The organism is Pseudomonas sp. Irchel 3H9 (assembly GCF_900187495.1).
Lineage (GTDB): Bacteria > Pseudomonadota > Gammaproteobacteria > Pseudomonadales > Pseudomonadaceae > Aquipseudomonas > Aquipseudomonas sivasensis.
In genome coordinates this window covers 753427-777705 of record NZ_FYDK01000001.1, presented here as the reverse complement: position 1 = coordinate 777705, position 24279 = coordinate 753427, and the positions used below count along the sequence as shown (strand labels likewise).

The 24279-nt window shown below is 59.8% G+C and carries 25 protein-coding genes and 1 tRNA gene; 19 read left to right on the top strand and 7 right to left on the bottom strand.

Going from position 1 to position 24279, the window contains the following annotated elements; translation table 11 throughout:
* Positions 1 to 139: 139 nt before the first annotated feature.
* Complete coding sequence (gene nadB / locus CKW32_RS03725) at positions 140 to 1756, top strand: L-aspartate oxidase (protein WP_095184074.1); 1617 nt, start codon at positions 140 to 142, stop codon at positions 1754 to 1756.
* On the opposite strand, the gene CKW32_RS03720 is transcribed toward nadB, so the two are convergent.
* Positions 1725 to 2171 carry a protein YgfX gene (locus CKW32_RS03720; RefSeq protein WP_095184073.1) on the bottom strand — a complete coding sequence of 149 codons (447 nt, stop codon included), beginning with the start codon at positions 2169 to 2171 and terminating at the stop codon, positions 1725 to 1727. The two genes, nadB and CKW32_RS03720, sit on opposite strands and share 32 nt — an antisense overlap.
* The gene (locus tag CKW32_RS03715) at positions 2155 to 2409 is read right to left on the bottom strand and encodes a succinate dehydrogenase assembly factor 2 (protein ID WP_032888540.1); all 255 of its coding nucleotides are present in this window, start codon (positions 2407 to 2409) and stop codon (positions 2155 to 2157) included. The genes CKW32_RS03720 and CKW32_RS03715 overlap by 17 nt, the downstream gene beginning before the upstream one ends.
* 140 nt (positions 2410 to 2549) lie before the next feature.
* On the opposite strand from CKW32_RS03715, the gene CKW32_RS03710 reads away from it, so the two are divergent.
* Positions 2550 to 3491, top strand: a complete 942-nt coding sequence (locus CKW32_RS03710; protein WP_095184072.1) for a folate-binding protein YgfZ — start codon at positions 2550 to 2552, stop codon at positions 3489 to 3491.
* A gap of 36 nt (positions 3492 to 3527) precedes the next feature.
* On the top strand, positions 3528 to 4349 hold the full coding sequence (locus CKW32_RS03705; protein WP_032888536.1) for an HDOD domain-containing protein: 822 nt from the start codon (positions 3528 to 3530) through the stop codon (positions 4347 to 4349).
* Here the strand turns inward: CKW32_RS03705 and CKW32_RS03700 are convergent, their stop codons facing one another.
* Positions 4350 to 5735 (bottom strand): sensor histidine kinase, encoded by a 1386-nt coding sequence (locus CKW32_RS03700; protein ID WP_095184071.1) that lies wholly within the window; start codon positions 5733 to 5735, stop codon positions 4350 to 4352. It lies immediately after the preceding gene.
* Positions 5728 to 6399 carry a response regulator gene (locus CKW32_RS03695; protein WP_017736361.1) on the bottom strand — a complete coding sequence of 224 codons (672 nt, stop codon included), beginning with the start codon at positions 6397 to 6399 and terminating at the stop codon, positions 5728 to 5730. Before CKW32_RS03695 ends, CKW32_RS03700 begins: the two co-directional genes overlap by 8 nt.
* Before the next feature lie 235 nt (positions 6400 to 6634).
* On the opposite strand from CKW32_RS03695, the gene CKW32_RS03690 reads away from it, so the two are divergent.
* From CKW32_RS03690 to CKW32_RS03660, 7 genes are all read left to right on the top strand, one after another.
* Positions 6635 to 7927 (top strand): OprD family porin, encoded by a 1293-nt coding sequence (locus tag CKW32_RS03690; RefSeq protein WP_032888532.1) that lies wholly within the window; start codon positions 6635 to 6637, stop codon positions 7925 to 7927.
* 41 nt (positions 7928 to 7968) lie between these two features.
* Positions 7969 to 8958 (top strand): tripartite tricarboxylate transporter substrate binding protein, encoded by a 990-nt coding sequence (locus CKW32_RS03685; protein WP_163033161.1) that lies wholly within the window; start codon positions 7969 to 7971, stop codon positions 8956 to 8958.
* Positions 8959 to 9021: 63 nt separating this feature from the next.
* Entirely contained in the window at positions 9022 to 9480 is a 459-nt protein-coding gene (locus CKW32_RS03680) for a tripartite tricarboxylate transporter TctB family protein (protein WP_032888529.1), read from the top strand.
* Between the two features lies 1 nt (position 9481).
* Positions 9482 to 10996, top strand: coding sequence for a tripartite tricarboxylate transporter permease (locus CKW32_RS03675; protein WP_095184070.1), 1515 nt, complete (start codon positions 9482 to 9484; stop codon positions 10994 to 10996).
* Positions 10989 to 12023 carry an AbrB family transcriptional regulator gene (locus CKW32_RS03670; RefSeq protein WP_095184069.1) on the top strand — a complete coding sequence of 345 codons (1035 nt, stop codon included), beginning with the start codon at positions 10989 to 10991 and terminating at the stop codon, positions 12021 to 12023. Before CKW32_RS03675 ends, CKW32_RS03670 begins: the two co-directional genes overlap by 8 nt.
* Before the next feature lie 69 nt (positions 12024 to 12092).
* On the top strand, positions 12093 to 13403 hold the full coding sequence (locus CKW32_RS03665; RefSeq protein WP_095184068.1) for an AAA family ATPase: 1311 nt from the start codon (positions 12093 to 12095) through the stop codon (positions 13401 to 13403).
* Positions 13400 to 14251, top strand: coding sequence for a hypothetical protein (locus CKW32_RS03660; protein ID WP_095184067.1), 852 nt, complete (start codon positions 13400 to 13402; stop codon positions 14249 to 14251). The genes CKW32_RS03665 and CKW32_RS03660 overlap by 4 nt, the downstream gene beginning before the upstream one ends.
* 11 nt (positions 14252 to 14262) lie before the next feature.
* Here the strand turns inward: CKW32_RS03660 and ung are convergent, their stop codons facing one another.
* The gene (gene ung, locus CKW32_RS03655) at positions 14263 to 14955 is read right to left on the bottom strand and encodes a uracil-DNA glycosylase (RefSeq protein WP_095184066.1); all 693 of its coding nucleotides are present in this window, start codon (positions 14953 to 14955) and stop codon (positions 14263 to 14265) included.
* Between the two features lie 136 nt (positions 14956 to 15091).
* Between ung and CKW32_RS03650 the strand changes: the two genes are divergently transcribed.
* Positions 15092 to 16204 carry an enoyl-CoA hydratase/isomerase family protein gene (locus CKW32_RS03650; protein ID WP_095184065.1) on the top strand — a complete coding sequence of 371 codons (1113 nt, stop codon included), beginning with the start codon at positions 15092 to 15094 and terminating at the stop codon, positions 16202 to 16204.
* 54 nt (positions 16205 to 16258) lie between these two features.
* Here CKW32_RS03650 and CKW32_RS03645 read toward each other — a convergent pair whose 3' ends face one another.
* Complete coding sequence (locus CKW32_RS03645; protein WP_095184064.1) at positions 16259 to 16633, bottom strand: hypothetical protein; 375 nt, start codon at positions 16631 to 16633, stop codon at positions 16259 to 16261.
* Positions 16634 to 16940: 307 nt separating this feature from the next.
* Here CKW32_RS03645 and CKW32_RS03640 point away from each other — a divergent pair, with 307 nt between their 5' ends.
* The 7 genes from CKW32_RS03640 to CKW32_RS03610 all read left to right on the top strand — a co-directional run bounded on the left by CKW32_RS03640 (position 16941) and on the right by CKW32_RS03610 (position 21947).
* Complete coding sequence (locus CKW32_RS03640; RefSeq protein ID WP_095184063.1) at positions 16941 to 18563, top strand: methyl-accepting chemotaxis protein; 1623 nt, start codon at positions 16941 to 16943, stop codon at positions 18561 to 18563.
* A gap of 67 nt (positions 18564 to 18630) precedes the next feature.
* Positions 18631 to 18843, top strand: a complete 213-nt coding sequence (locus CKW32_RS03635) for a cysteine-rich CWC family protein (RefSeq protein WP_095184062.1) — start codon at positions 18631 to 18633, stop codon at positions 18841 to 18843.
* Positions 18833 to 19525 (top strand): pseudouridine synthase, encoded by a 693-nt coding sequence (locus tag CKW32_RS03630; protein WP_095184061.1) that lies wholly within the window; start codon positions 18833 to 18835, stop codon positions 19523 to 19525. The genes CKW32_RS03635 and CKW32_RS03630 overlap by 11 nt, the downstream gene beginning before the upstream one ends.
* A 306-nt stretch (positions 19526 to 19831) precedes the next feature.
* On the top strand, positions 19832 to 20716 hold the full coding sequence (locus CKW32_RS03625; RefSeq protein ID WP_095184060.1) for an alpha/beta fold hydrolase: 885 nt from the start codon (positions 19832 to 19834) through the stop codon (positions 20714 to 20716).
* Positions 20717 to 20838: 122 nt separating this feature from the next.
* Positions 20839 to 20912: transfer RNA gene (locus CKW32_RS03620), tRNA-Gly, on the top strand.
* 183 nt (positions 20913 to 21095) lie between these two features.
* Positions 21096 to 21620, top strand: a complete 525-nt coding sequence (locus CKW32_RS03615) for a DUF3833 domain-containing protein (protein WP_032888513.1) — start codon at positions 21096 to 21098, stop codon at positions 21618 to 21620.
* A 21-nt stretch (positions 21621 to 21641) separates the two neighbouring features.
* On the top strand, positions 21642 to 21947 hold the full coding sequence (locus tag CKW32_RS03610; protein ID WP_032888511.1) for a DUF6482 family protein: 306 nt from the start codon (positions 21642 to 21644) through the stop codon (positions 21945 to 21947).
* A gap of 84 nt (positions 21948 to 22031) precedes the next feature.
* On the opposite strand, the gene CKW32_RS03605 is transcribed toward CKW32_RS03610, so the two are convergent.
* On the bottom strand, positions 22032 to 23195 hold the full coding sequence (locus CKW32_RS03605) for an MFS transporter (RefSeq protein ID WP_032888509.1): 1164 nt from the start codon (positions 23193 to 23195) through the stop codon (positions 22032 to 22034).
* Positions 23196 to 23290: 95 nt separating this feature from the next.
* On the opposite strand from CKW32_RS03605, the gene CKW32_RS03600 reads away from it, so the two are divergent.
* Positions 23291 to 24184 carry a LysR family transcriptional regulator gene (locus CKW32_RS03600; RefSeq protein WP_095184059.1) on the top strand — a complete coding sequence of 298 codons (894 nt, stop codon included), beginning with the start codon at positions 23291 to 23293 and terminating at the stop codon, positions 24182 to 24184.
* Positions 24185 to 24279: the final 95 nt, after the last annotated feature.

The following is a 24279-nucleotide window of genomic DNA, read 5'->3' as shown; positions in this document are numbered from 1 at the left end:
TCTCACATTGCCACGAATGCCCGGCTATTGTGCCGCTCCCCCCCTCTATATACTAGTGGCCCGTGTGACCCTTTGATTCGCCGATCCAGGCCTCCTGTCTGCGCCTGACCTTTGGATCGCTTTTTGCGGAATCCTTCAAATGAGCCAACAGTTTCAACACGATGTCCTGGTGATCGGCAGCGGCGCGGCAGGATTGAGCCTAGCGCTGACCCTTCCCAGCCATCTGCGCATTGCGGTCCTGAGCAAAGGCGACCTGGCCAACGGCTCCACATTCTGGGCCCAGGGTGGTGTGGCCGCCGTGCTGGATGATACCGACACGGTGCAATCCCACGTCGAAGACACCCTCAACGCTGGCGGTGGCCTGTGCAACGAAGATGCGGTGCGCTTCACCGTCGAGCATAGCCGCGAGGCGATTCAATGGTTGATCGATCAAGGCGTGCCGTTCACCCGCGACGAACACGCGAGCAGTGACGACGGCGGCTTCGAATTCCACCTCACGCGCGAAGGCGGCCACAGCCACCGCCGCATCATCCACGCCGCCGACGCCACCGGCGCCGCGATCTTCAAGACCCTACTCGACCAAGCCCGCCAGCGTCCCAACATCGAATTGCTGGAGCAGCGCGTCGCCGTTGACCTGATCACCGAAAAACGCCTGGGCCTGGACGGCGACCGCTGCCTAGGCGCCTACGTGCTCAACCGTTCCAGCGGCGAAGTCGACACGTACGGCGCACGCTTCACCATTCTCGCGTCAGGCGGTGCGGCCAAGGTCTACCTCTACACCAGCAACCCCGACGGCGCTTGCGGCGACGGTATTGCCATGGCCTGGCGTTCGGGTTGCCGGGTGGCGAACCTGGAATTCAACCAATTCCACCCCACCTGCCTTTATCACCCGCAGGCCAAGAGCTTCCTGATCACCGAGGCGCTGCGTGGTGAAGGTGCACACCTGAAACTACCGAATGGCGAACGCTTCATGCAGCGCTTCGACCCGCGCGCCGAACTGGCCCCGCGCGATATCGTCGCCCGCGCCATCGACCATGAAATGAAGCGCCTGGGTGTCGACTGCGTGTACCTGGACATCAGCCACAAACCCGAAGACTTCATTAAGACCCACTTCCCCACGGTCTATGAGCGCTGTCTGGCGTTCAATATCGACATCACCAAAGGCCCGATCCCCGTCGTACCCGCCGCGCACTACACCTGCGGTGGCGTGATGGTCGACCAGCACGGCCGCACCGACGTGCCCGGACTGTACGCGATTGGCGAAACCAGCTTCACCGGCCTGCACGGCGCCAACCGCATGGCCAGCAATTCTTTGCTCGAATGCTTTGTCTACGCGCGCTCGGCGGCGACAGACATTCTCGACCAACTGCCGCACATCCCGGTGCCGACCGCCCTTCCCCGCTGGGATGCCAGCCAGGTCACAGATTCGGACGAAGACGTGATCATCGCGCACAACTGGGACGAGCTGCGGCGGTTCATGTGGGACTACGTGGGGATCGTGCGCACCAACAAGCGCCTCCAACGGGCTCAGCACCGCGTGCGTTTGCTGCTGGATGAGATCGACGAGTTCTACAGCAACTATAAAGTCAGTCGTGACCTGATCGAATTGCGCAACCTGGCCCAGGTCGCGGAACTGATGATCCGCTCGGCCATGGAACGCAAGGAAAGCCGAGGCCTGCATTACACCCTCGACTATCCGCAGATGCTGCCAGAAGCCCGCGACACTATTCTGGTGCCAACCACCTTCGGCGGCTGAACTTCAGGCGTACCCGCAGGCGCCGATGCACATCGGCGACCTGCGAATCCCGTGGGACACAGACGGAACGCACCCGCCACTCGCCCTGAACCCGATAGCGCAATACGACAATCAGCGGCAACGCCAGGCTGTCGGGGCGCAACTGCACGCTGTGCCAACCGCGCTCATGACTGAACAACTGCCAGCCATCCTCATCGCGACGCAGGCCAACAATCGACGAACGGTGGGTCAACAGGACACGACGCGGCAGCACCCAGGCCGCATGGGCCAGGCATAACAGCACGCCAAGGAAAGCAAAGGGGGAATCGAGGACTAACAACGCACCCAGCGCGAATAGCTGGGCGAGCACATACGCCGCCAGCATTAGCCGTGAGGCCCGCCAGCGGCATTCAAAACGATTACTTGGGCTGAACACGGTCCAGAATGATCCGAACCATACGCTGCAGCTCAGGATCTTCCGATTCGGCGCGTTCCATGAACCAGCCGAACATGTCCTGGTCTTCGCATTCGAGCAGACGGACATAGAGGTCGCGATCTACTTTATTGAGCGTGGCGTACACCTCTTTGGTGAAAGGCACCAACAACACATCCAGCTCCAGCATGCCACGACGGCTGTGCCAGTAGAGGCGATTGATTTCTACTTCTTCGACCATGGAGCGCTCCTCAAATAGCGCGCAAGTATACAGGCACCACGGCCCCGGAACAGCCGGCTTTGGTCGCACCATATGGAAACTATCCATTTGCCGGGCGCCCCTCTATGATGCACCCATGACTTTTTGACCTGCGATGACCCATGGCTGACTCCGCTTTTTTCTGCCCGCTGTCCCACGAAGGCGTTCTGGCCGTCCGCGGCTCCGACGCTGCCAAGTTCCTGCAGGGCCAGCTCACCTGCAACCTCAATTACCTGAGTGATACTCAGGCTAGCCTCGGCGCGCGCTGCACGCAAAAAGGCCGCATGCAATCGAGCTTCCGCATCCTCTTGCAAGGTGACGGAGTATTGATGGCGATGGCCACCGATTTGCTGGAACCGCAACTGGCCGACCTGAAGAAATACGCGGTGTTCTCCAAGTCCAAGCTCACCGACGAAAGCGCCGCCTGGGTGCGTTTCGGCCTATCGAACGCTGACCATGCACTTGCCAGCCTGAGTCTTGAACTTCCACCCGAGACTGACAGCGTAGCGCGTGCCGACGCACTGATCGCCATCCGCGTATCCCCAGCCCGCGCCGAACTCTGGGTGCCTGCCGAGCAAGCCGACACCGTGAGCAGCCAACTGGCCGCTCACGTAAAAGAAGCAGACTTGAATGAATGGCTGCTGGGCCAGATCCGCGCTGGCATCGGCCAGGTCATGCCGCAAACCCGCGAAGTCTTCATCCCGCAAATGCTCAACCTGCAAGCGGTGGGCGGCGTGAGTTTCAAGAAAGGTTGCTACACCGGCCAGGAAATCGTCGCGCGCATGCAGTACCTGGGCAAACTCAAGCGCCGCTTGTACCGCCTGAGCCTCAACGCGGCTGACATGCCCGAGCCAGGCACCCCACTGTTTTCCGCCAGCCACAACAGTTCGATCGGCGAAGTGGTGATTGCCGCAAAAGCTGACCAAGCGATTGAACTTCTGGCCGTATTGCAAGCCGAAGCAGCCGATAGTGGCGATGTGCACTTAGGCACACTGGAAGGCCCAGGTTTACACCTGCTTGAGCTGCCTTATACCCTCGACCGCGATCGAGAAATCCAGCGTTAGTCGCCGTACCTTTTTGCAGCACCCTAGAGAGCATGAATGAACAAACTGGCGGAAAAAGTCCAACAGGCGTTGGTTAAGGCCATCAACAACGATGACCTGGTTCTGCCGACATTGCCGGAAGTGGCCCTGAACATCCGTCAGGCCGCTGAAGACCCGGAAATCAGCATCAGCCACTTGAGCAAAGTCATCGGTCGCGACACCGCGCTGTCGGCGCGCCTGATCAAAGTGGTCAACAGCCCGTTGTTACGCGCCACTCAGGAAGTCACCGACCTGCACACCGCCATCACCCGGCTGGGTACCAACTACAGCAGCAACCTGGCCATCGGCCTGGTGATGGAACAGATCTTCCACGCCCGTTCCGAAACGGTAGAACAGAAAATGCGCGATGTGTGGCGCCGCAGCCTGGAAGTAGCGGGCGTGAGCTATGCCTTGTGCCGCAGCCACAGTCAGCTCAAGCCAGACCAGGCAGCGTTGGGCGGACTGGTGCACCAGATCGGCGTGCTGCCGATCCTGACCTACGCCGAAGACCACTACGAACTGCTGTCGGACCCGGTCAGCCTCAACCATGTCATCGACAGCATCCACCCGGTATTGGGCGACAAGTTGCTAGGTGGCTGGGACTTCCCGGAAATGCTGGCGAAACTGCCAGGCCAGTACCTGAACCTGGAACGCGACTCCGCCAGCCTCGACTACATCGACCTGGTGCAGATCGCCGTGCTGTATTGCCATCACGGCACCGATCACCCCTTGGCAAAGGTGGAAGTTTCCAACGTGCCGGCGATGAAGAAACTGCGGGTCGACCCCTACAGTGAAAAACTGCGCGCAGAGCTGGATGAAGCCCGCTTGATGTTCGACTGATCAACCGGCGATAAAACTTACCCGCACCTTCAACCCCGCCTGCGCACCATCGTGCAGGCTGATCTGCGCCAGATGGGCGCGGCAGATTTCGCCGACAATCGCCAACCCCAGGCCTGAGCCCATGCCTTGCTGGCTGCGGCGGTAGAAGCGCTCGAACACCCGGTCGCGTTCATCCAGCGGAATACCTGGGCCGTCATCTTCCACCTCCAGTACCGCAGGCGCCGACACCCGCAAAATCACGTTGCCACCCGGTGGCGTGTGGGCCAGGGCGTTGTCCACCAGGTTGCTCAGCAACTCGTTCAGCAGCGTCGGCTCACCGCGCAACCACACCGGCTCGTCGGCCTCAAGCGCCAATGCCACGCCACGCGCATGGGCCAGGGGCGCCATGGCCATGCCCAGTTCACGGGCCAGCTGGCTCAGATCCAGCAACTGCGCCCCCCCTTCGGCAATCGCCCGCGCGCCATTTTCAATGCGTGCCAGGGACAGCAATTGATTGGCCAGATGGGTCAGGCGGTCGGTGCCCTGGGCGGCGGTTTCCAGGGTGCTGCGCCAGGTCGCCGGATCTTCCGCGCGCAGACCCAGTTCCAGCCGCGCCTTGAGTGCCGCCAACGGTGTACGCAGTTCGTGGGACGCGTCGGCAATAAACTGCGCCTGGCGTTCGAACTGCCCGCGCAGGCGCTCAGTGAAGTGATTGAGGGAACGCACCAGCGGGCCGAACTCATGCTGCACCTCCACCAATGGCAAGGGCCGCAAGTCGTCGGACTGGCGTTCTTCCACTGCCGTGCGCAAGCGCTCCAGCGGGCGCAGCGCTGCGCTTACGGCGAACCACACCAATAACAACGCGCCGATCGCAAGCATGCCCAAGCGCAGCAAGGTATCGGCCATCAGGCTGCGGGCCATGCTCACGCGCGCTTCATCGGTTTCGGCGACGCGGATTTCCGCCATGCCGTTCATATTCGGCTCGGAGACGGCCTTGAGCAGGCTGACCACACGCACCTGCTGGCCTTGGTACGTGGCGTTGTAAAACCGCGCCAGCGCCGGATAGTCATCGGTGCGAGGCGTGCCCGGCGGCGGGCCGGGCAGGTTCTCGTAACCGGAGATCAGCTTCTGGTCGATGTCATTGACTTGGTAGTAGATACGCCCGGCGCTGTCGTAGGCAAAGGTGTCCAGGGCGACATAGGGCACGTTGGCGCTGAGGGTGCCGTCCACTTGGGTCAGGCCGGCCGCGATGGTCCGTGCCGAGGCCAGCAACGTGCGGTCATAGGCGGTGTCGGCCGCTTCGCGACCGTTCCAGTAGGCACTCATGCCACTGGCGAGCATCAACAGCACCAGCAACAGCGCCAAGTTCCACAGCAGGCGCCAGCGCAGGCTGCTGGGCTTATGCATCGCGGGCTTCCAGCAGGTAGCCAAGGCCGCGGAAGGTCACGATGGCGATGGGCTGGCCATCGAGTTTCTTGCGCAACCGGTGCACGTAGATTTCGATGGCATCCGGGCTGGCCTCTTCGTCCAGGCCGAACACCTGGGACGCGAGTTGCTCCTTGCTCATCACCCGGCCCGGGCGCGCGATCAAGGCTTCGAGCACGGCTTGCTCGCGAGAGGTCAAGGTCATCAGCTCGCCGCCCACGGTGAAGCGCCGAGTATCGAGGTCGTACACCAACACGCCGCAGGTCTGCTGGCGCTCGCCGCCCAGCACGCTGCGGCGCAGCAGCGCCTTGACCCGGGCTTCCAGCTCCGTCAGTTCGAACGGTTTGGCGAGGTAGTCATCGGCGCCCAGGTTCAGGCCATGCACGCGGTCTTTCACATCACTGCGTGCGGTGAGCATCAGCACTGGCAGATTTTTTCCGCGAGCGCGTAGACGCGCCAGCACCTCGAAACCATCCATGCGCGGCAACCCCACATCAAGGATCGCCGCCGCGTATTCCTCGCTGCTCAAGGCCAAGTCCGCGGCCACGCCATCGTGCAGTACGTCGACGGTCAAACCCGTGCTCTTGAGCGCCTGGGCGACACTTTCGGCGAGTTGCAGATGGTCTTCAACCAAGAGGACACGCATGGATTTCTACCTCGTTCATGGGTGGTCGATGCCACGCCTTGGCGGGCAGTTTACAGGCGCCGCCTGCCCTGTGAAGCCCGAAAACATTGAAAGGCAGCTGAAAGGTTAGTGAAAGCTTCGCCCTTTAGCATCCAGCCAAGGTGGGTCATGCCCGCCGAGCGACCAGATGAGTCGCGACCGAAAAACGCCTCGATGCGTTTTCGCCAAAATAAGAACAATAACGGAGTGCAACACGATGCTGTCGACCCAGCCCCAGGCTTGCCCGCCTGTTCGTTTTTCCCGCCTGACCCACACAGCCCTTGCCAGTGCCGCTGCCCTTGCCGGCTTTTCGCCGCTTGCCCAGGCTGCCTTCTTTGAAGACAGCAGCGCGACCCTGGAAACCCGCAACATGTACTTCAACCGCGACTTTCGCGACGGCACCAGCGCACAGCAATCCAAGCGCGACGAATGGGCCCAGGGCTTCATGCTCAACCTGCAATCGGGCTACACCGACGGCACCGTCGGTTTTGGCGTCGACGCGCTGGGCATGCTCGGAGTCAAACTCGACTCCAGCCCCGACCGCACCGGTACCGGCCTGCTGCCGACCCATGACGATGGTCGCGCCGCCGATGAGTACTCCAAGCTGGGTTTGACCGGCAAGGTGAAGATCTCCGCCACCGAGCTGAAGATCGGCTCGCTGATGCCTGAACTGCCGATCCTCAAGCCCAACGACGGCCGCATCCTGCCGCAGACGTTCAACGGCGGCCTGCTGACTTCCAAGGAGTTCAAGAACCTGACGTTCACCGGCGGTCGCCTGGACAAGGCCAAGGACCGCGACGACAGCAACTACGAGGACATCGCCCTCAACAACAAGAACAGCCGCTTCCTCAGCGGCGCCACCGGCAAGCATTTCAACTTCGGTGGCGTGGACTATAAGTTCGCCGACAAGATCACCGGTAGCTACCACTTCGCCCAGCTCGACGACGTTTACCGCCAGCACTTCCTCGGCCTGGTGGCCGCACGCCCGATGGGCCCCGGCACCTTCGCCACCGACCTGCGCCTGGCTATCAGTGATGACACCGGTGCTGCCCGTGGCGGCAAGATCGACAATACCTCCCTCAACGGCCTGTTCAGCTATGCCCTCAATGGCCATAAGCTCAGCGCCGGCTACCAGCACATGTCCGGCGACAGCGCCTTCCCGTATGTGGATGGCAGTGACCCGTACCTGGTCAACTTCGTTCAGATCAACGACTTTGCCGGCGCCGACGAGCACTCCTGGCAGGCGCGCTACGACTACGACTTCGCCAAGCTGGGCATTCCCGGCCTGAGTTTCATGAGCCGTTACCTGTCGGGTGACAACATCAAACTCAAGAACGGCGAGACCGGTAAAGAGTGGGAACGCAACACCGAAATCAAGTACGTGGTGCAAACCGGCACGTTCAAAGACGTCGCTGTACGCCTGCGTAACGCCACGTACCGTTCCAACTATTCAGCCCGTGACGCGGATGAAATGCGCGTGCTGGTCAGCTACAGCGTTGCCCTTTGGTAAATGTGCTCTGGCAGTAGAACCTCACAACAATAAAGACGGAGATAACCATGACCCTTTCACTGCGTAAATTTGCCCTCGCCGCCGGCTGCATGCTGTTCGCCGGCCAACTGCTGGCTGCCGATGAACCCAAGCGCCCGGAATGCATCGCCCCGGCCTCCCCCGGCGGTGGTTTTGACCTGACCTGCAAACTGGCGCAAAGCGCGTTGGTCAACGAGAAGTTGCTCAGCAAGCCGATGCGCGTGACCTACATGCCGGGCGGGGTGGGCGCAGTGGCTTACAACGCGGTGGTCGCCCAGCGCCCTGCTGATGCCGGCACATTGGTGGCCTGGTCCAGCGGTTCGCTGTTGAACCTGGCGCAAGGCAAGTTCGGTCGTTTTGATGAAAGCGCCGTGCGTTGGTTGGCGGCAGTTGGCACCAGCTACGGCGCCATCGCAGTGAAAAGTGATTCGCCCTACAAGACCCTCGACGATCTCGTCAAAGCCTTGAAGAAAGATCCGGGCAGCGTGGTGATCGGTTCCGGCGGCACCGTCGGCAGCCAGGACTGGATGCAAACGGCACTGATCGCCAAGGCAGCCGGGATCAACCCGCGCGAGCTGCGTTATGTCGCCCTTGAAGGTGGCGGCGAAATCGCTACTGCCCTGCTCGGCGGTCACATCCAGGTGGGCAGTACCGACATCTCCGACTCCATGCCGCACATCCTGAGTGGCGATATGCGCCTGCTGGCGGTGTTCTCCGAGAAGCGGCTGGACGAGCCAGAAATGAAGGACATTCCGACCGCCAAGGAGCAAGGCTACGACATCGTCTGGCCAGTGGTGCGCGGTTTCTACCTGGGCCCAAAAGTCAGCGATGCCGACTATGCCTGGTGGAAAGAGGCGTTCGACAAACTGCTGGCCTCGGACGAGTTCGCCAAGCTGCGTGACCAGCGTGAGCTGTTCCCGTTCGCCATGACCGGCCCGGAGCTGGACACCTACGTGAAGAAACAGGTGGCTGACTACAAAGTACTGGCCAAAGAGTTCGGCCTGATCCAGTAATCGCCCCGCCTTCTAAGTGCGGCCACGCCCTCTTTCACAAGGGGCGCGGCCCAGGAGTTCTACATGCTCTTACAACGCATTTTTGCCGCTGTGCTGTTGCTGGCCTGTGCCGGCCTTGCATTGATGGCTTGGCCGTATCAGGCGGCATTTTCCTACGAGCCGGTGGGGCCTCGTGCCTACCCGCTGCTGATGCTAGGGCTGATGAGCCTGGCACTGATCTACATGCTGTTTCGCCCGCAACCTACCAAGCACACCGAGGAAGAACCGGCGCTGGACCGCCAGACCCTGATCAAGATCTGCATCTGCGTAGCCCTGTTGATCGTGTTTGCCGCCACCTTCGAACCCCTCGGCTTCATTCTCAGCAGCATGCTGATCGGCATTCCCATGGCGCGTCTGTACGGCGGCCGCTGGGTGCCCAGCGTGGTGATCGTCAGCCTGATGGCCATTGGTCTTTATCTGCTGTTCGATAAAGCCATGGATGTTCCGCTGCCCCTCGGCCTGCTCGACGTTCTGGAGAACTGATATGGATACTTTCGGCTATTTGGGCCAGGGCTTCGGCGTTGCACTGTCCCCTTACAACCTGGTGACCGCCCTCTGCGGCACCTTGATCGGCACTGTGGTCGGCCTGCTGCCGGGCCTGGGCCCGATCAACGGCGTAGCACTGTTGATCCCCATCGCATTCGCCCTGGGCCTGCCGCCGGAATCGGCGTTGATCCTGCTGGCGGCCGTGTATCTGGGTTGCGAATACGGCGGCCGTATCAGCTCAATCCTGCTGAACATTCCGGGCGAAGCGTCGACCGTGATGACCACCCTCGACGGCTACCCGATGGCCCGTAAAGGCCTGGCTGGCGTGGCGTTGTCCTTGTCGGCATGGAGCTCGTTCATCGGCGCGTTTATCGCTACCTGCGGCATGGTGCTGTTTGCGCCGCTGCTGGCCAAATGGGCAATTGCCTTCGGTCCGGCGGAATATTTCGTACTGATGGTGTTTGCGATTGTCTGCCTGGGTGGCATGGCCGGTGACAAACCGCTGAAGACGTTTGTTGCGGCGCTGATCGGCCTCTTCCTCTCGGCAGTGGGTATTGACGCCAACAGCGGCGTGTACCGGTTTACCGGCGACAACATCCACCTCACCGACGGCATCCAGTTTGTGGTGTTGGTGCTGGGCCTGTTTTCCATCAGTGAGATCCTGCTGCTGCTGGAAAAAACTCACCGCGGCCAGGAAGCGGTGAAGGCCACCGGGCGGATGATGTTCAACCTGAAGGAAGCGGGTTCGGTGTTCGTGGTGAACATCCGCTGCGGCCTGCTCGGTTTCATCATGGGTGTACTCCCCGGCGCAGGTGCGACATTGGCCTCGGCCGTCGCCTACATGACCGAGAAACGCCTGGCCGGTGCCAGCGGCAAATTCGGCCAGGGCGACATGCGTGGCCTCGCCGCGCCGGAAACGGCCATCGGTGCTTCCGCCTGTGGCGCCCTGGTACCGATGCTGACACTGGGTGTACCGGGTTCGGGCACCACGGCGGTGATGATCGGTGCTCTGTCGCTGTACAACATCACCCCTGGCCCGCTGCTGTTCCAACAGCAACCGGACATCGTCTGGGGCCTGATCGCCTCGTTGTTTATCGCCAACATCATGCTGGTGATCCTCAACATCCCGATGATCCGCATCTTCACGCGCATTCTCGCCGTGCCGAACTGGGCGCTGGTGCCGGTGATCGCCATCATCACAGCGATCGGTGTGTATGCGGTGCACGCCACCACCTTCGATCTGTTCCTGATGGTGGGTATCGGCATCTTCGGCTACATCCTGCGCAAGCTGGATTTCCCGCTGTCGCCGGTACTGCTGGGCTTTATCCTCGGTGGCCTGATGGAGCAGAACCTGCGCCGTGCGCTGTCGATTTCCAACGGTGACCTGCAAATTCTTTGGTCGAGCCCGATCACCTTCGGTGTGTGGGTACTGACCGCGTTGATGCTGGCCTTCCCGCTGATCCGCATCTACCGCAAACGTGCCCTGCAGCGTCGTGCCGTGGCCGATGTCTGAGGTCACCTTTAAACAATGGTGGGGAACGCCGCTGGTCGGTCTGGCCGGCGGTTACCTGGCCAGCCTGGTCGGCTGGCCTTTGCCGTATATGGTCGGTTCGTTGCTGGCGATCATCCTCGTGCGTTGCCTCACGCCATGGCAGTTGGCGGAGATTCCCGGCGGGCGCAAATGCGGTCAATGGGTAGTGGGCATCGGCATCGGCCTGCACTTCACCCCGTTGGTGATTGAACAGGTGATGAGCCACTTCGGCCTGATCTTCTTCGGCGCGCTGGTCACCAGCCTGTCGAGCGTGGTCGGCGTGTGGCTGATGCGCCGCAGCGGTGAAGACCGCGCCACCGCGTTTTTCTCCAGCATGCCGGGCGGTTCCGGTGAGATGGTCAACCTCGGCGCACGCAATGGCGCGGTGCTCAGCCGCGTGGCAGCGGGCCAGAGCCTGCGGGTGCTGGTAGTGGTGTTGTGTGTGCCGGCGATTTTCAAGTATTTGCTGGAGGGCGGCGCGCCGCAGTTTCATCCGGCACCGGTGAGTTGGGCGTGGCTGGCGTTGCTGTTTCCTCTGGGTACGCTGGTAGCCTGGGGCTGGCAGCGTTTGCGTCAGCCAAACCCGTGGTTGTTCGGGCCCTTGTTGGTGAGTGCCACCGCCAGCGTGGTGTGGGACCTGCACATCGGGTTACCTGACGGCGGCAGCCAGATTGGCCAATGGCTGATCGGCAGCGGCTTGGGCTGCCACTTCAATCGTCAGTTCTTCCGGCGCGCTCCGTCGTTCATGGTTCGCACCTTGATCGGCACGGCGTTGACCATGGCGCTGGCGACGCTGGCGGCGGTGGGCTTGAGTGCCCTCACCCACCTGGACCTGCGCTCATTGACCCTGGGCATGATGCCCGGCGGCATCGCCGAGATGAGCCTCACGGCCGAAACCCTGCAACTGTCGGTGCCGCTGGTGACGGCGATGCAGGTAATGCGGTTGTTGTTTGTATTGTTTCTGGCGGAGCCGTTGTTCCGGCATTGGAACCGCCAGCCGATGCACTAAATAGGCGCCTTTGCCTGGCACCCAGATGAAACTTTGCTACCATCTGCGGCTTCGGAAGAGGTGGATTCCATGCATATTCAAAAGTTACAGATAGAGAACTTACGGTCTTTTAAGGCCGTAGGGCTCGACTTCAATGTGCCCGCCACAGGTAACTTACAGATCCAATACCCTAACGTGAATGTCTTGCTGGGAGATAACGGCCTCGGCAAGACCAGCGTATTGCGTGCAGTCGCATTATCGGTGTTGGGGCCTTTGCTCAGCGGAGGATCCGGCTTTGTTTCCGAAGGCCTGGTTCGTCGTACTGACGCCGCTGAAAAAAAAACGCCTCCCGCCACTATTACTGCAACGCTCCTTTCGACTGACGAAGAAAAAAATCCGAAGCAGACAGACCACCCGCTGCCCGATCAATTTTCGCTGAAGACCCAAATCAGTTCCTTCGGCTCTACTGAGCGCATGCGCAGCAAAGTGTCCCCGCGCGATATCGAGAATACGGTCGAGTTTCTCCAGTTCAACGAAGACAATCCTGCGTTTTTCATTGTGGGTTATGGGGCGAGCAGAAGTGTTGAAGCCTCCGCCAGGGTAGATGAAAGTGCACGTAAAAAATCGCGCCTGCGCCGTTATGAACGGGTTGCCAGTCTCTTCGAAGAACACGTCACACTCATGCCATTGTCCTATTGGCTGCCTGAATACGCCAAAAGCAACAAAGGCCGATACACCCAAGTCATCAACCTGATAAACGATCTGCTGCCTCTGAACTGTCAAATTCAGAAAACGGTGCAGGAAAACGAAAACTTATTTGAAATGAACGGCATTGTGCTGCCATTCCGAGCCTTGTCCGATGGGTTCAGGGCTTATATTGGCTGGATAGGCGACATGCTGTTTCATGTCTGCCAGGGTGTCGCGACAGGGCTGAAACTAAGGGAAATGCGAGGTGTTGTAATGGTCGACGAAATCGATCTGCACTTACACCCTGAATGGCAAAAAGTGGTAGTCCCCACTCTGGCAAAAGCCTTACCCAACGTTCAGTTCATCTTCACCACCCACAGCCCATTGGTGGTGGGTTCATTGATGTCACAAAACCTCTTTTTGCTGAGTCAGGAGGAAGGTTCAACCCTCATAAAGCGGCTGCCCGAACATGTGAGGGGCAAGAGTTCCGAACAAATTCTGCTTTCGCCCTATTTCGGCCTGGACAGTACTCGCGCCGAGTCTACGTCAACCAAACTCAACGAACTGGCACGCAGTGCCGTTTCCGGGAATCGCGACGCCAGCGCCAACTACCTGAAACTTATGGCAAGCGGCCTAGGGTTCGACCAGCCCCCGTCACCACCGACCACTTCTGCGCCTAAGCGAAGAAAGAACGGGGAAGGCGTCAAGAAATGATCCGTTATCCAATCCTGGAGAAAGATCTCATTGCACAAATCAAAGAGCGGAATAAAACCTGGCTTAGCCGTGCCAAGGCACGTACTGGAACTTACGTGGCTGCCGGTAAATACACCGGCGGTACTGAGTTCTGGGGCCAGATAAAAACCGTCTATATAGCGCTGCAATACGAAAAATGCGCATATTGCGAAACCAAACTTCAGGGTTCGGTGCTGGCGAGCAAAGTCCACGAAGTGGAGCACTATCGCCCCAAGTCCAGTATCCAGGCCTGGCCCATACACCTTAACTGGGCCAGCGGCGCAGCGAGCGCAACGGGGTACTACAAGCTCGCTTATCATCACTTTAACTATGCGATTGCCTGCACCCGTTGCAACTCAACCCTGAAATCAAACTTTTTCCCCATCCGCGGCCATCGCGATGTGCAAGGTTCCGACCCCGCACAAATGGGCAACGAGTTAGCGCTGTTGCTCTATCCGATCTCAACGGTTGACGTGGACGACCCGCAAACGATCATTACTTTTGATGGCGTATTAGCGGTTCCGGCGCAGCAAAACGGACACGCCTATGAACGGGCGGTCACCAATATCGAATTTTTCCAGCTGAACCATGAAGACCTCACCTCACGTCGAGCGCTTGCACTGATAGAGCTCTGGGTTGCGCTGGAAGCCTTGGCGGCGGACAAAACCGACGTCGCGACGCGAAAGGTCGCACAGCAACTGGTGACCTTCAAATGCAGCGCCCAGAGTGAGTTCACCGCCTGTAACCTCGCTTTCCGACAGCTCTACCAATCCGATCACAACGCCGCCAAACAGATGGCTCTCTTACTGGCGCAAGCCCTCCCGGAATAACCCAAGCCCCCTCACAGCAGCGGCAGCCGCCACTCAATCGGCGTCTCGCCATTCTGCTCAAGAAACTTGTTGGTACGGCTGAAATGCCCGCACCCCAGAAACCCTCGATACGCAGACAGCGGCGACGGATGCACTGACGTCAGTACCAAATGCTTGGTGGCGTCGACCAGTTTCTGCTTGCCTTGTGCATGGGCGCCCCACAACAGGAACACCAAATGAGGCTGGTGCTCGCTGACCACTTCGATAATCCGATCGGTAAAGAACTGCCAACCCTTGCCCGCGTGAGCGTTGGCGTTGGCGCGCTCCACGGTCATGGTGGTGTTGAGCAACAACACGCCCTGGTCGGCCCAGCTTTGCAGGCAGCCATGGTTGGGGATGTCGATGTTCAGGTCGCGCTTGAGCTCTTTATAGATGTTGGCCAATGACGGCGGCGTCGGCACGCCCGGTTGCACCGAAAAACACAAACCGTGGGCCTGGCCGGGACCGTGGTACGGGTCCTGGCCGAGGATCACGACCTTGACCTTGTCCAGAGGCGTGGAGTTGAGCGCATTGAAAATCAGCGGGCCGGGCGGGTAGATCTCTTTGCCGGCAACGTGCTCCAGGCGCAGGAACTCGCGCAACTGAGCCATGTAGGGCTTATCGAACTCATCACGCAGGGCGTGTTTCCAGCTGGGTTCGAGTTTGATACGGTCGCCTTCGGTCATAGTTGAATTGTCTTGTAAAAAATAATGAGGCGAACCCTAGGAAAGCCGGCCTTGCTTGTCAATTGATCTGACACACCATCGGCACTTTCCCACGAAGCGATCATACTGATCCTTCACCCTCCCGAATGAGGTCACAATGAACCTGCACTTCGAAGAGCTCACCGGCAGCGACGGCGCCCGCGTCGGCATCGCCAGCCTTGATGCTGAAGCATCCCTCAACGCCCTGTCCCTGCCGATGATCCTGGCCTTGAGCGATCGCCTGGATGCGTGGGCCAAAGACCCGAACATCGTCTGCGTGCTGCTGCGCGGTAACGGGCCCAAGGCCTTTTGCGCCGGTGGCGAGGTACGCAGCCTGGCAATGGCCTGCCTCGAACAACCCGGCGAAGTGCCGGCCCTGGGTGCACAGTTTTTTGCCGCGGAATACCGCCTCGACTACCGCCTGCATACGTACCCTAAACCGCTGATCTGCTGGGGCCACGGGTATGTGCTGGGGGGTGGCATGGGCCTGCTGCAAAGCGCGGCCATACGCATCGTCACGCCGAGCAGTCGCCTGGCGATGCCCGAAATCAGCATCGGCCTGTACCCGGATGTGGGCGCCAGTTGGTTTCTGTCGCGCCTGCCGGGCAAGCTCGGTCTATTCCTGGGCCTCACCGGCGCGTACATCAACGGCCGTGACGCCTTGGACCTGGGTCTGGCCGACCGTTTCCTGCGCGACGATCAACAGGACGAACTGCTTGATGGCCTGCTGCAACTCAATTGGCAGGAACAGACCGCGATGCAACTCAACAGCCTGCTCAAGGCCCTGGCCCAAGAGGCTGTCAGCCAGCAGCCCGAAGCCCAATGGCTGCCGCGCCGAGCGCAAATCGACGAATGGCTGGACGTGGGCGATGTGCGCTGTGCCTGGCGAGCGTTGAGCCCACTGCGGGACCACGCCGACCCGCTGTTCAGCCGCGCCGGCAAGACTCTGAGCGAAGGCTGCCCGCTGACCGCACACCTTGTGTGGGAACAGATCCAGCGCGCACGGCATTTATCCCTGGCCCAAGTGTTCCAGATGGAATACACCCTGAGCCTCAACTGCTGCCGTCACCCTGAATTCAGCGAAGGGGTACGCGCGCGGTTGATCGATAAAGACCAGAAACCCCATTGGCATTGGCCGGATATCAATACAGTCCCGGACGCCGTGGTACAGGCGCACTTTCATAAGGCGTGGGAAGGTCGCCATCCGCTGGCGGACTTGTCCGATTACTGATTGTTTTCTCCCACAAAAAACGGCGCTTCCTGCGCCGTTTGCATTCAACTCAGATCAACGGTGACCGCCGCGGCCACCGCCATGACCTCCATCGCGTCCATCGCGTCCGTGCCTGCCATTACCCCCATGTTCGCCCCAGCCCTGGTTCGGATAAGGCCGGTAACCGGCCCTCGGCCCAGCCGGGTAATAGCGTGGTGCCGGCTGGTAATAACGCGGCGCCGAGTAGTAACGCGGTGCTGGTGCGTAATAGCGCGGCGACGGGTAGTAATCACGGCGATATTGATACGCCGAGCCACCCCCGTAGTAATACGCCGGCGCCGGTGAGGTATAGACCTCGGATCGATAGTAGCTCTGGCCTCCATCGTAGTAGGGCACACAAGCGGAAAGGGTCAGACCGAGTAAAGCGCTGAGCAGCAGTCGTCGATACATGGCGGCCTCCTGGACCGCGAAAGAGCACCTCCAGCGACGCGGGAGGGCGGCATTCAGCTTTCACTGAATGACGAAATATCTGACATCAAAAACCGAATCTGGTGCGTTTTGGTAACAGATTGATACATCTGCATCTGCCAGATTTGTCATCCGCCCAAGATTGCCCATTGGTCGGAGTTTTTAACTGGATGGAACATTTTTGGATGTATTGAAACTTTAAATAATTGGATAGTGTCACTATGACATCGCACAATGCCAAGGAGGCTCTAGCGCGAGCACTCTACCCATATGACCTCGGATTTAAGCCATGAAGATTTCAACCAAACTGTTGCTCTCCTTTCTACTGTGCGCAGTCGTCACCCTGGGCGTGGGTTTACTGGGTATCAAGGGTGTGGTTCGCCTCGCCAACGCACTCGAACTGACGTTTTCGAACAATCTGGTTTCCGTGAGCAACACCGCGGCCACCCTCAACGGCCTGGTCGCCCACAACCGGGGCTTATACCGGTTGATGGATGCCAGCCAGGGCAACGTGTCCCAGCAAGACCGCGACCGCGTGCGCCAGGACATCGCCAAAGAACTCACGAACAGCCAGGCTGCCTACAAGATCTACCGCGCCACCCCGCTGGAAGACGACGAACGGGCTGCAGGCGACAAGCTCGACCAGCTGTTGCCCGCTTACATCAGCAGCTCCGAACGCATCATGTCGATGCTCGAAAGCAATCAGCTCGACCAGGCCCGCGCACAGCTCAACAGCACCAACAATGAAATGTTCCGCCAGGCACGCGACTTGATCCGCGTGATGATCGAGTCCAACAACCGCCAGATCAAAGAAGGCTCCATCGCCGCTGATGAGCTGCGCGACAGCGCGTTGACCTGGATGATCAGCGGCATCGTGCTTGCCTTCATCATCGCCATCACCATTGGTGTGTTGATCACCCGCCTGATCACCCGTCCCATCGCCCAGGCCGTGGAGAGCGCACAACGCATTGCCAAAGGTGACCTGACCCAAGCCATCGTCACCGAGCGTACCGATGAAGCCGGGCAACTGCTGATGGCGCTGTCCGATATGCAGGGTGGTTTGAAAAGCACACTGATGGAAATCGCCAACGCTTCTGACCAGTTAGCGTCGGCCGCCGAAGAACTGAGTGCGGTCACCGATGAAAGCAGCCGTGGCCTCACCCGCCAGAATGACGAAATCCAACAAGCCGCCACCGCCGTCAACCAGATGACCGCCGCGGTGGACGAAGTGGCAAGCAACGCCGTGTCCACTTCAGAAGCCTCGCGCCAAGCCACCACCGAAGCCGAAGAGGGCCGTGAGCAAGTGGCCCAGGCCGTGTCCGGCATGGGTTCGATGGTGGTCGAGATCAACGACTCCACCCAATCGGTCGCCGATCTTGCCGGCCAGGTCCGTGAAATCGGCAAGGTGATCGATGTGATCCGCGGCATCGCCGACCAGACCAACCTACTGGCCCTCAACGCGGCCATCGAAGCAGCGCGTGCGGGCGAACAAGGTCGCGGTTTCGCGGTGGTTGCCGATGAAGTCCGCGCCTTGGCTCATCGAACCCAAATCTCCACGGTCGACATCGAAAAAATGATCGGCGAAGTGCAGGTCGGCGCCGATGACGCCGTGGCCGCGATGAACAAGAGCCTGACCTGGGCCAACAACACACAGACCCTGGCTCAGAACGCCGGTGAGGCATTGGAGCGCATCACCGCCAGCGTGGCGAAGATCAATGAGCGCAACCTGGTGATCGCCTCCGCCTCCGAGGAACAGGCGCAAGTGGCCCGTGAAGTGGACCGCAACCTGCTCAACATCCAGGACCTGTCGACCCAGACCGCCGCCGGCGCCCACCAGACCAACGCCTCCAGCCAGGACCTGTCACGCCTGGCCACCTCGTTCAATGTGCTGGTCAGCAAGTTCCAGCTGTAAGTAGCCTGCCGTGGGTTGGCGCTGTATCGTGCAAGGCCAAGCGAACCTTGCCCGATCAGCCCACTCCATGACCACGCCAACCCTATGCCCCGCATGCGGCGCCCGCAACGATTGCACCCTGGCCGACCCACGCACGGCCGACCAGGCCTGCTGGTGCTACAGCGTCACCATCGACCCCGCCGTGCTTGAGGCGCTGCCGGATGAACTGCGCAACAAAGCCTGCCTGTGCCCGCACTGCGCCCAAGTCGATGAACAGTTGCGTCGCCGCGATGCGAGTTGACCGTTTCCTCAGCAACCTAGAGCAGTTCAATCGCAAGCAGGTGCGTCTGCTATTGGTAGAGCGGCGCGTGAGCGTCGATGGGGTGATCGTCAGCGACCCTCACCATGACGTACGGGAATTCAGCCGCGTGTGCGTTGACGACAACGTGCTACAGGCGGGCAAACCGGCGCGTTATTTCATGCTGCACAAGCCCCAGGGGTGTGTGAGTGCGACCTCAGACCCGCAACACCCCACGGTGCTGGACCTGCTGCATGAGCCGGACAAAGCGGATTTACATATCGCCGGCCGTTTGGATTTCAACACCACCGGCCTGATGTTGATCACCAATGACGGCCAGTGGTCGCGCCGCTTGACGCAACCGACGACCAAGTTGCCCAAGGTCTATCTCGTTGCCACTGAACAGGCCATCGGCGCCGAGTACGCGACCACGTTCGCGGCGGGCCTGTATTTTGCGTTTGAGGACCTCACCACCCAGCCAGCCGAATTGGAGCTGTTGGGGCCGACGACCGCGCGGCTGAGCATCATCGAGGGCCGCTATCACCAGGTGAAGCGCATGTTCGGGCACTTCAATAACAAGGTGATCAGCTTGCATCGCGAACGTATGGGACCGCTTGAGTTGGATGCTGCACTGGCGCCGGGCGAATATCGGCCGTTGACGCTTGAGGAAATCCTCCAGGTCTGATGACCGTTCAGCCGGTGATGGCAAAAACCCATTTATAGGCCTTGCGACATCCCGAGTCTGTGCTTGAATCAAGCTCACCAGTTTAAATATGACTGGCGAGTCGCCTATAACCTCCAAGAAACACCTTGCCCACGCCCGCGCTTTATTCCACGGGCCTTCCAGGCAAACAGCCCGCCATAACAACACCCGTCGGCCAGCCGTCACCGGACCGACATGGGCCTTCATTTTTCAGGCGTATGCCTACCTGTCACAAAGCTCGTGCAGAGTTATCTGCGCGCCCTACCCGCTTGCCAGGAGTCTTACGACATGAGGCCAGAAATCGCTGTGTTGGATATACAGGGTCAGTATCGGGTTTACACGGAGTTCTATCGCGCGGACGAGGCTGAAAAGACCATCATTCTGGTCAACGGCTCTATGGCCACCACGGCATCCTTCGCCCAAACCGTGAAAAGCCTGCACCCGCAGTTCAACGTGGTTTTGTACGACCAGCCCTACGCCGGCCGTTCAAAAATCCATAACCGTCATGAGCAGATGCTGACGAAAGAAGTCGAAGGCCAGATCCTCCTGGAACTCATCGACCACTTTGCCGCCGAGCATGTGCTGTCGTTTTCCTGGGGCGGCGCCGCCACCCTCGTCGCCCTCGCCCAGCGCCCTCGCCGCGTGGAAAAGGCCGTGATCAGCTCGTTCTCCCCGGTGATCAACGCGCCCATGCGCGACTATCTGGAGCGGGGTGTCGACTACCTCGGCAACCTTGACCGCGACCGCGTCGGCCACCTTGTTAACAGCACCATCGGCAAACACCTGCCATCGTTGTTCAAGCGTTTCAACTACAAACACGTCAGCAGCCTGGCCGAACACGAATACGGGCAGATGCACTTTCACATCAGCCAAGTGCTCACCAGCGACCGACTGTGCTACCTCAAGGCCGCCAAGGCGATCGATATTCCGGTGCTGTTCCTGAACGGCGAATGGGATGAATACACCAGCGCTCAGGACGCCAGGCAGTTTGGCAACTACGTGGCCAACAGTAGCTTCAGCACTATCCAGGCGACGGGGCATTTTCTGGACATGGAGCATAAGGCAGCGTGTAAAGATAGCCGGGAGGCGGTGGTGGGCTTTTTAAAACCGGAGCGGCAGGTCAGCCGATTGCGTTATCACCAAAGTCAGGCACAGCATGCATTTGCGATTTGAAATGATGATTCATGGCCTGGCTCGTTGTGGCGAAGGATCATCCGCCTTCGCCGCAACCTGCACATTTTCAAAGAAAAACTTCAAATCCATGTGAACATCTGGTACAAAGTCAGCCGCTCTGAGCGGGTATAGTTTAATGGTAGAACAGTAGCTTCCCAAGCTTCCGACGAGGGTTCGATTCCCTCTACCCGCTCCACTCAGACATAGCACCCACGCCACTATCGTTTTGGCGGGGGATGCCCAAGAAACCGGCCCTTTGAGGCCGGTTTTTTTATGCCCAGGATTTTCTCGGCCGCAAACCTGTACAAATACAAAATTCTGTACAACTATCAACGCTGGAGCGCTGGCACCACGCCTCGCACGATCAAGGAGCCGCGCAATGACGCGTCTGCTGGTTTCACTGTTGCTGGCGTTGAGCTTGGCGAGTTGCAGCCATGTGGAGGTCGATCACTACGCCGACCAGAAACCACAGCTGGACCTTGAGCGCTTCTTCAGCAAACCCGTCAAGGCCTGGGGCATCTTTGAGAAACGCTCGGGCGAAGTCGCCAAGCGTTTTGAAGTGGATATCGCCAGCCATCGCGAGGGCGACAAATTAATTCTCGACGAGAAATTCCTGTACAGCGACGGCACTCGCCAGCGCCGTGTGTGGACCCTTACGCCCGATGGCCCGGGACGCTGGCGCGGACGGGCCGGTGATGTGGTCGGCGAGGCCATCGGCGAGGTCGCCGGGAACGCGTTGCGTTGGCGCTACCGGCTCAACCTCCCGGTGGAGGGCTCGGTATACGAGGTGAGCTTTGACGATTGGATGTACCTGATGGACGAGGACACGATGATCAACCGGTCGAGCATGACCAAGTTCGGCGTGGAATGGGGCCAGGTCACGTTGTTCTTTCGTCGCCAATAACCCCCAAAGGTAGGGTGAACCATGAATGTACAAAAGCTGACCCAACTGGCCGAGAAAGGTGAAATACGTAGTTTGGAGTTGCTGTCCCTGGAGGGCGGTTTCTATATCGCTCGTGTGAAACTGGATCAGGTCGACATCACATTACTGGACGATAACGGCAAGACACTGCGGCTGCGGTCCAGCACGCATTTGCGCGACCTGTTGCAGGGTGTTCCGCCATTTCCCTGTGTGCTGGTGCAACAGTGCGCCCATGACGAAATGTGTGGGATCCGTGAGGGCGCTATCGGGGCGTTGCGCATTCCATTTTCGCTGGGTGCAACCCTTTAAGATCGTTGCGTGTTTGGCTCTCGTCCCGCTTGGCGTGAGCGCTGCACTCAGTAATCAACGCCCCTCGACGGCTGGCAGGCAACTTTACGACGGCAGACCTCGCACAGGTTCGCAGGGTCGCCAACCTGTCAGCGCGATCAATAAGGTCAGCAGTTGGAACACGATGATCAGCACCACACAACCCGCCCAGCCCCATCGCTCCCAAATCAGCGCTGGGACAATCGCACCGCAACTGCCCCCCAAGTAGTAACACGTGAGGTATACGCCGACGGCACCCGCCTTGTTGTCGCGCGCCGTCGCGGTGGTGAAGGCATTGGCCGCGGCCTGGGCGAGGAACACGCCAGTGGAACTGAGGGCCAGGCCCGTCACGATGCACCACAGAGAGGGCACCAGCGTCAGGGCCGATCCACTGACGCCAAGTACGGCAGCAACCGTCAGCAATTGGGCATGTGGACGCGCCTTGCTCAGGCGGCCGGCGATAGGAATCACAATCAGCGCCAGCAAAAACACCATGTACAGCGTCCCCAAGGCCGCAGACCCAAGGTTGAACGGCGGTAAGCCGAGGTACAAACCTGCGTAGGTAAACGCCGCCACCTGGGAAAACAACACGCAAAAGCCTACGGCGTACGCAGCCAATAACGGTTTGCGAAAAACACTCGTAAAGGAAGCCCTGCCCTGCTCCACTCGCGCACGATTGGCGGGCAACAGAAACTGGATAAACCCGCCGACCATCAGGCTCAACACCGCCAGTAACTCAAAGGCTTCACGCCAGCCTACATATTCAGTCATCACCCCCGTGACAAAACGCCCGGCAAACCCGCCCAACACCGTGCCCGCGACATAAAGGCTGGTGACTTCGGTGACGTTGCCACCGCGCCAACGGTCGCCGATGTAGGCCACGCTGGTGGCAAACACCACGGGTATCACCATGCCCTCTACGAAGCGCCACACCAGCACTTCAGCAAAGCTGTCGGCATAGGCGGTCATGAGTGTCGGCCCCGCCAGCAGCAACGCGGCCACGCAGATCACCGTGCGTTGCTCGAAACGCCCGGTCACACGGCTGACAAACGGTGCGGTGATTGCCACGGCCAAGGTAGTCACGGTGATGCTCCAACCCGCTGCGTTGGCGCTGAGATGAAACTGCGCGGCAAAGGTCTGGAGGATGCTCTGGGTCGCATACAGGTTGAGAAATGCCGCACAGCCACACAGGAACAGGGCAAGGCGGGCACAATGCAGACGCGGCTTCATGAAACCTCTCGTTTTATTTTGAAAGGTCTTTATAGAATGGCCGGCAGGTCTGGAACCAATACCGAATTCAGACCGATTGATACCCAAGGATCAGGATGCTCGACCTACGCAAGCTGCGTTACTTTCTGACGGTCGCTGAAGAATTGCACTTCGGCCGTGCAGCCATTCGCCTGCACCTTGCGCAACCACCGCTGACCCGGCAGATTTCAGCGTTGGAAGCGCAGTTGGGTTTCAAACTGTTTGACCGCACCAGCCGCACCGTGACGCTCACCGCCCAAGGCCGGTCGTTCCTGCCCTACGCACGCGGGGTGTTGGAACAGGTGGACTTGGCCCAAGCGATCGCAGACAAATTGGCTGCGGGTTCCGCCGGACAACTGTCCGTCGGTTATGCCAGCTCAATCGCCCTGTCAGATCTGTTCAGCCAAGCGATCCAGTCTTTTGCCCGGCAATTTCCGGATGTGCAGCTGACGCTGGTCGAAAGTGCCTCCGGCAGCCTATGTGCTCAGGTAGCGGATGGGCGGCTGGATATCGGGTTGAGCCGCATGGTGCCGCAACGTCCAGAAGTGCAGGCGCTATCCCTCGCAGAAGAGCGCTTACTGGCGGCGGTGTCCAAAGACAGCCCACTGGCGACTCTGGCCGAGGTCAGCCTGGCGCAGCTCAGTGCCTACCCGTTGATATTATTTCCGGCGGATTATGGCTCGGGGCTCAACCAGTCCATCGAACAGCTTTACCGATACCACGGCGTGCGCCTGCACCTTGGGCCGACTGGGCGGCAGATCACCTCGATCATTGCGCTGGTGGCGGCCGGCCAAGGTGTGGCGTTGGTACCGGAATGCACACAAAGCTTGATGAACAAAGGCGTGACGTACAGGCCGTTGGTCGAGGGGGATGCTTACGCGCAGTTGTTAGTGTTGACCCCGGCTGAAACAAAAAGCGTGCTGGTGGAGGCCTTCCTCAGCGTGATCGCTGGGATCTCCCATAACCGGTAAAACCTGCGAAAAACCTCGCCACACCTCACAGGATCGCTAGCCTGATGTCAGCAATGACTGACAGCGGCAATTAACGAGTGTCCCGACAATCCCGG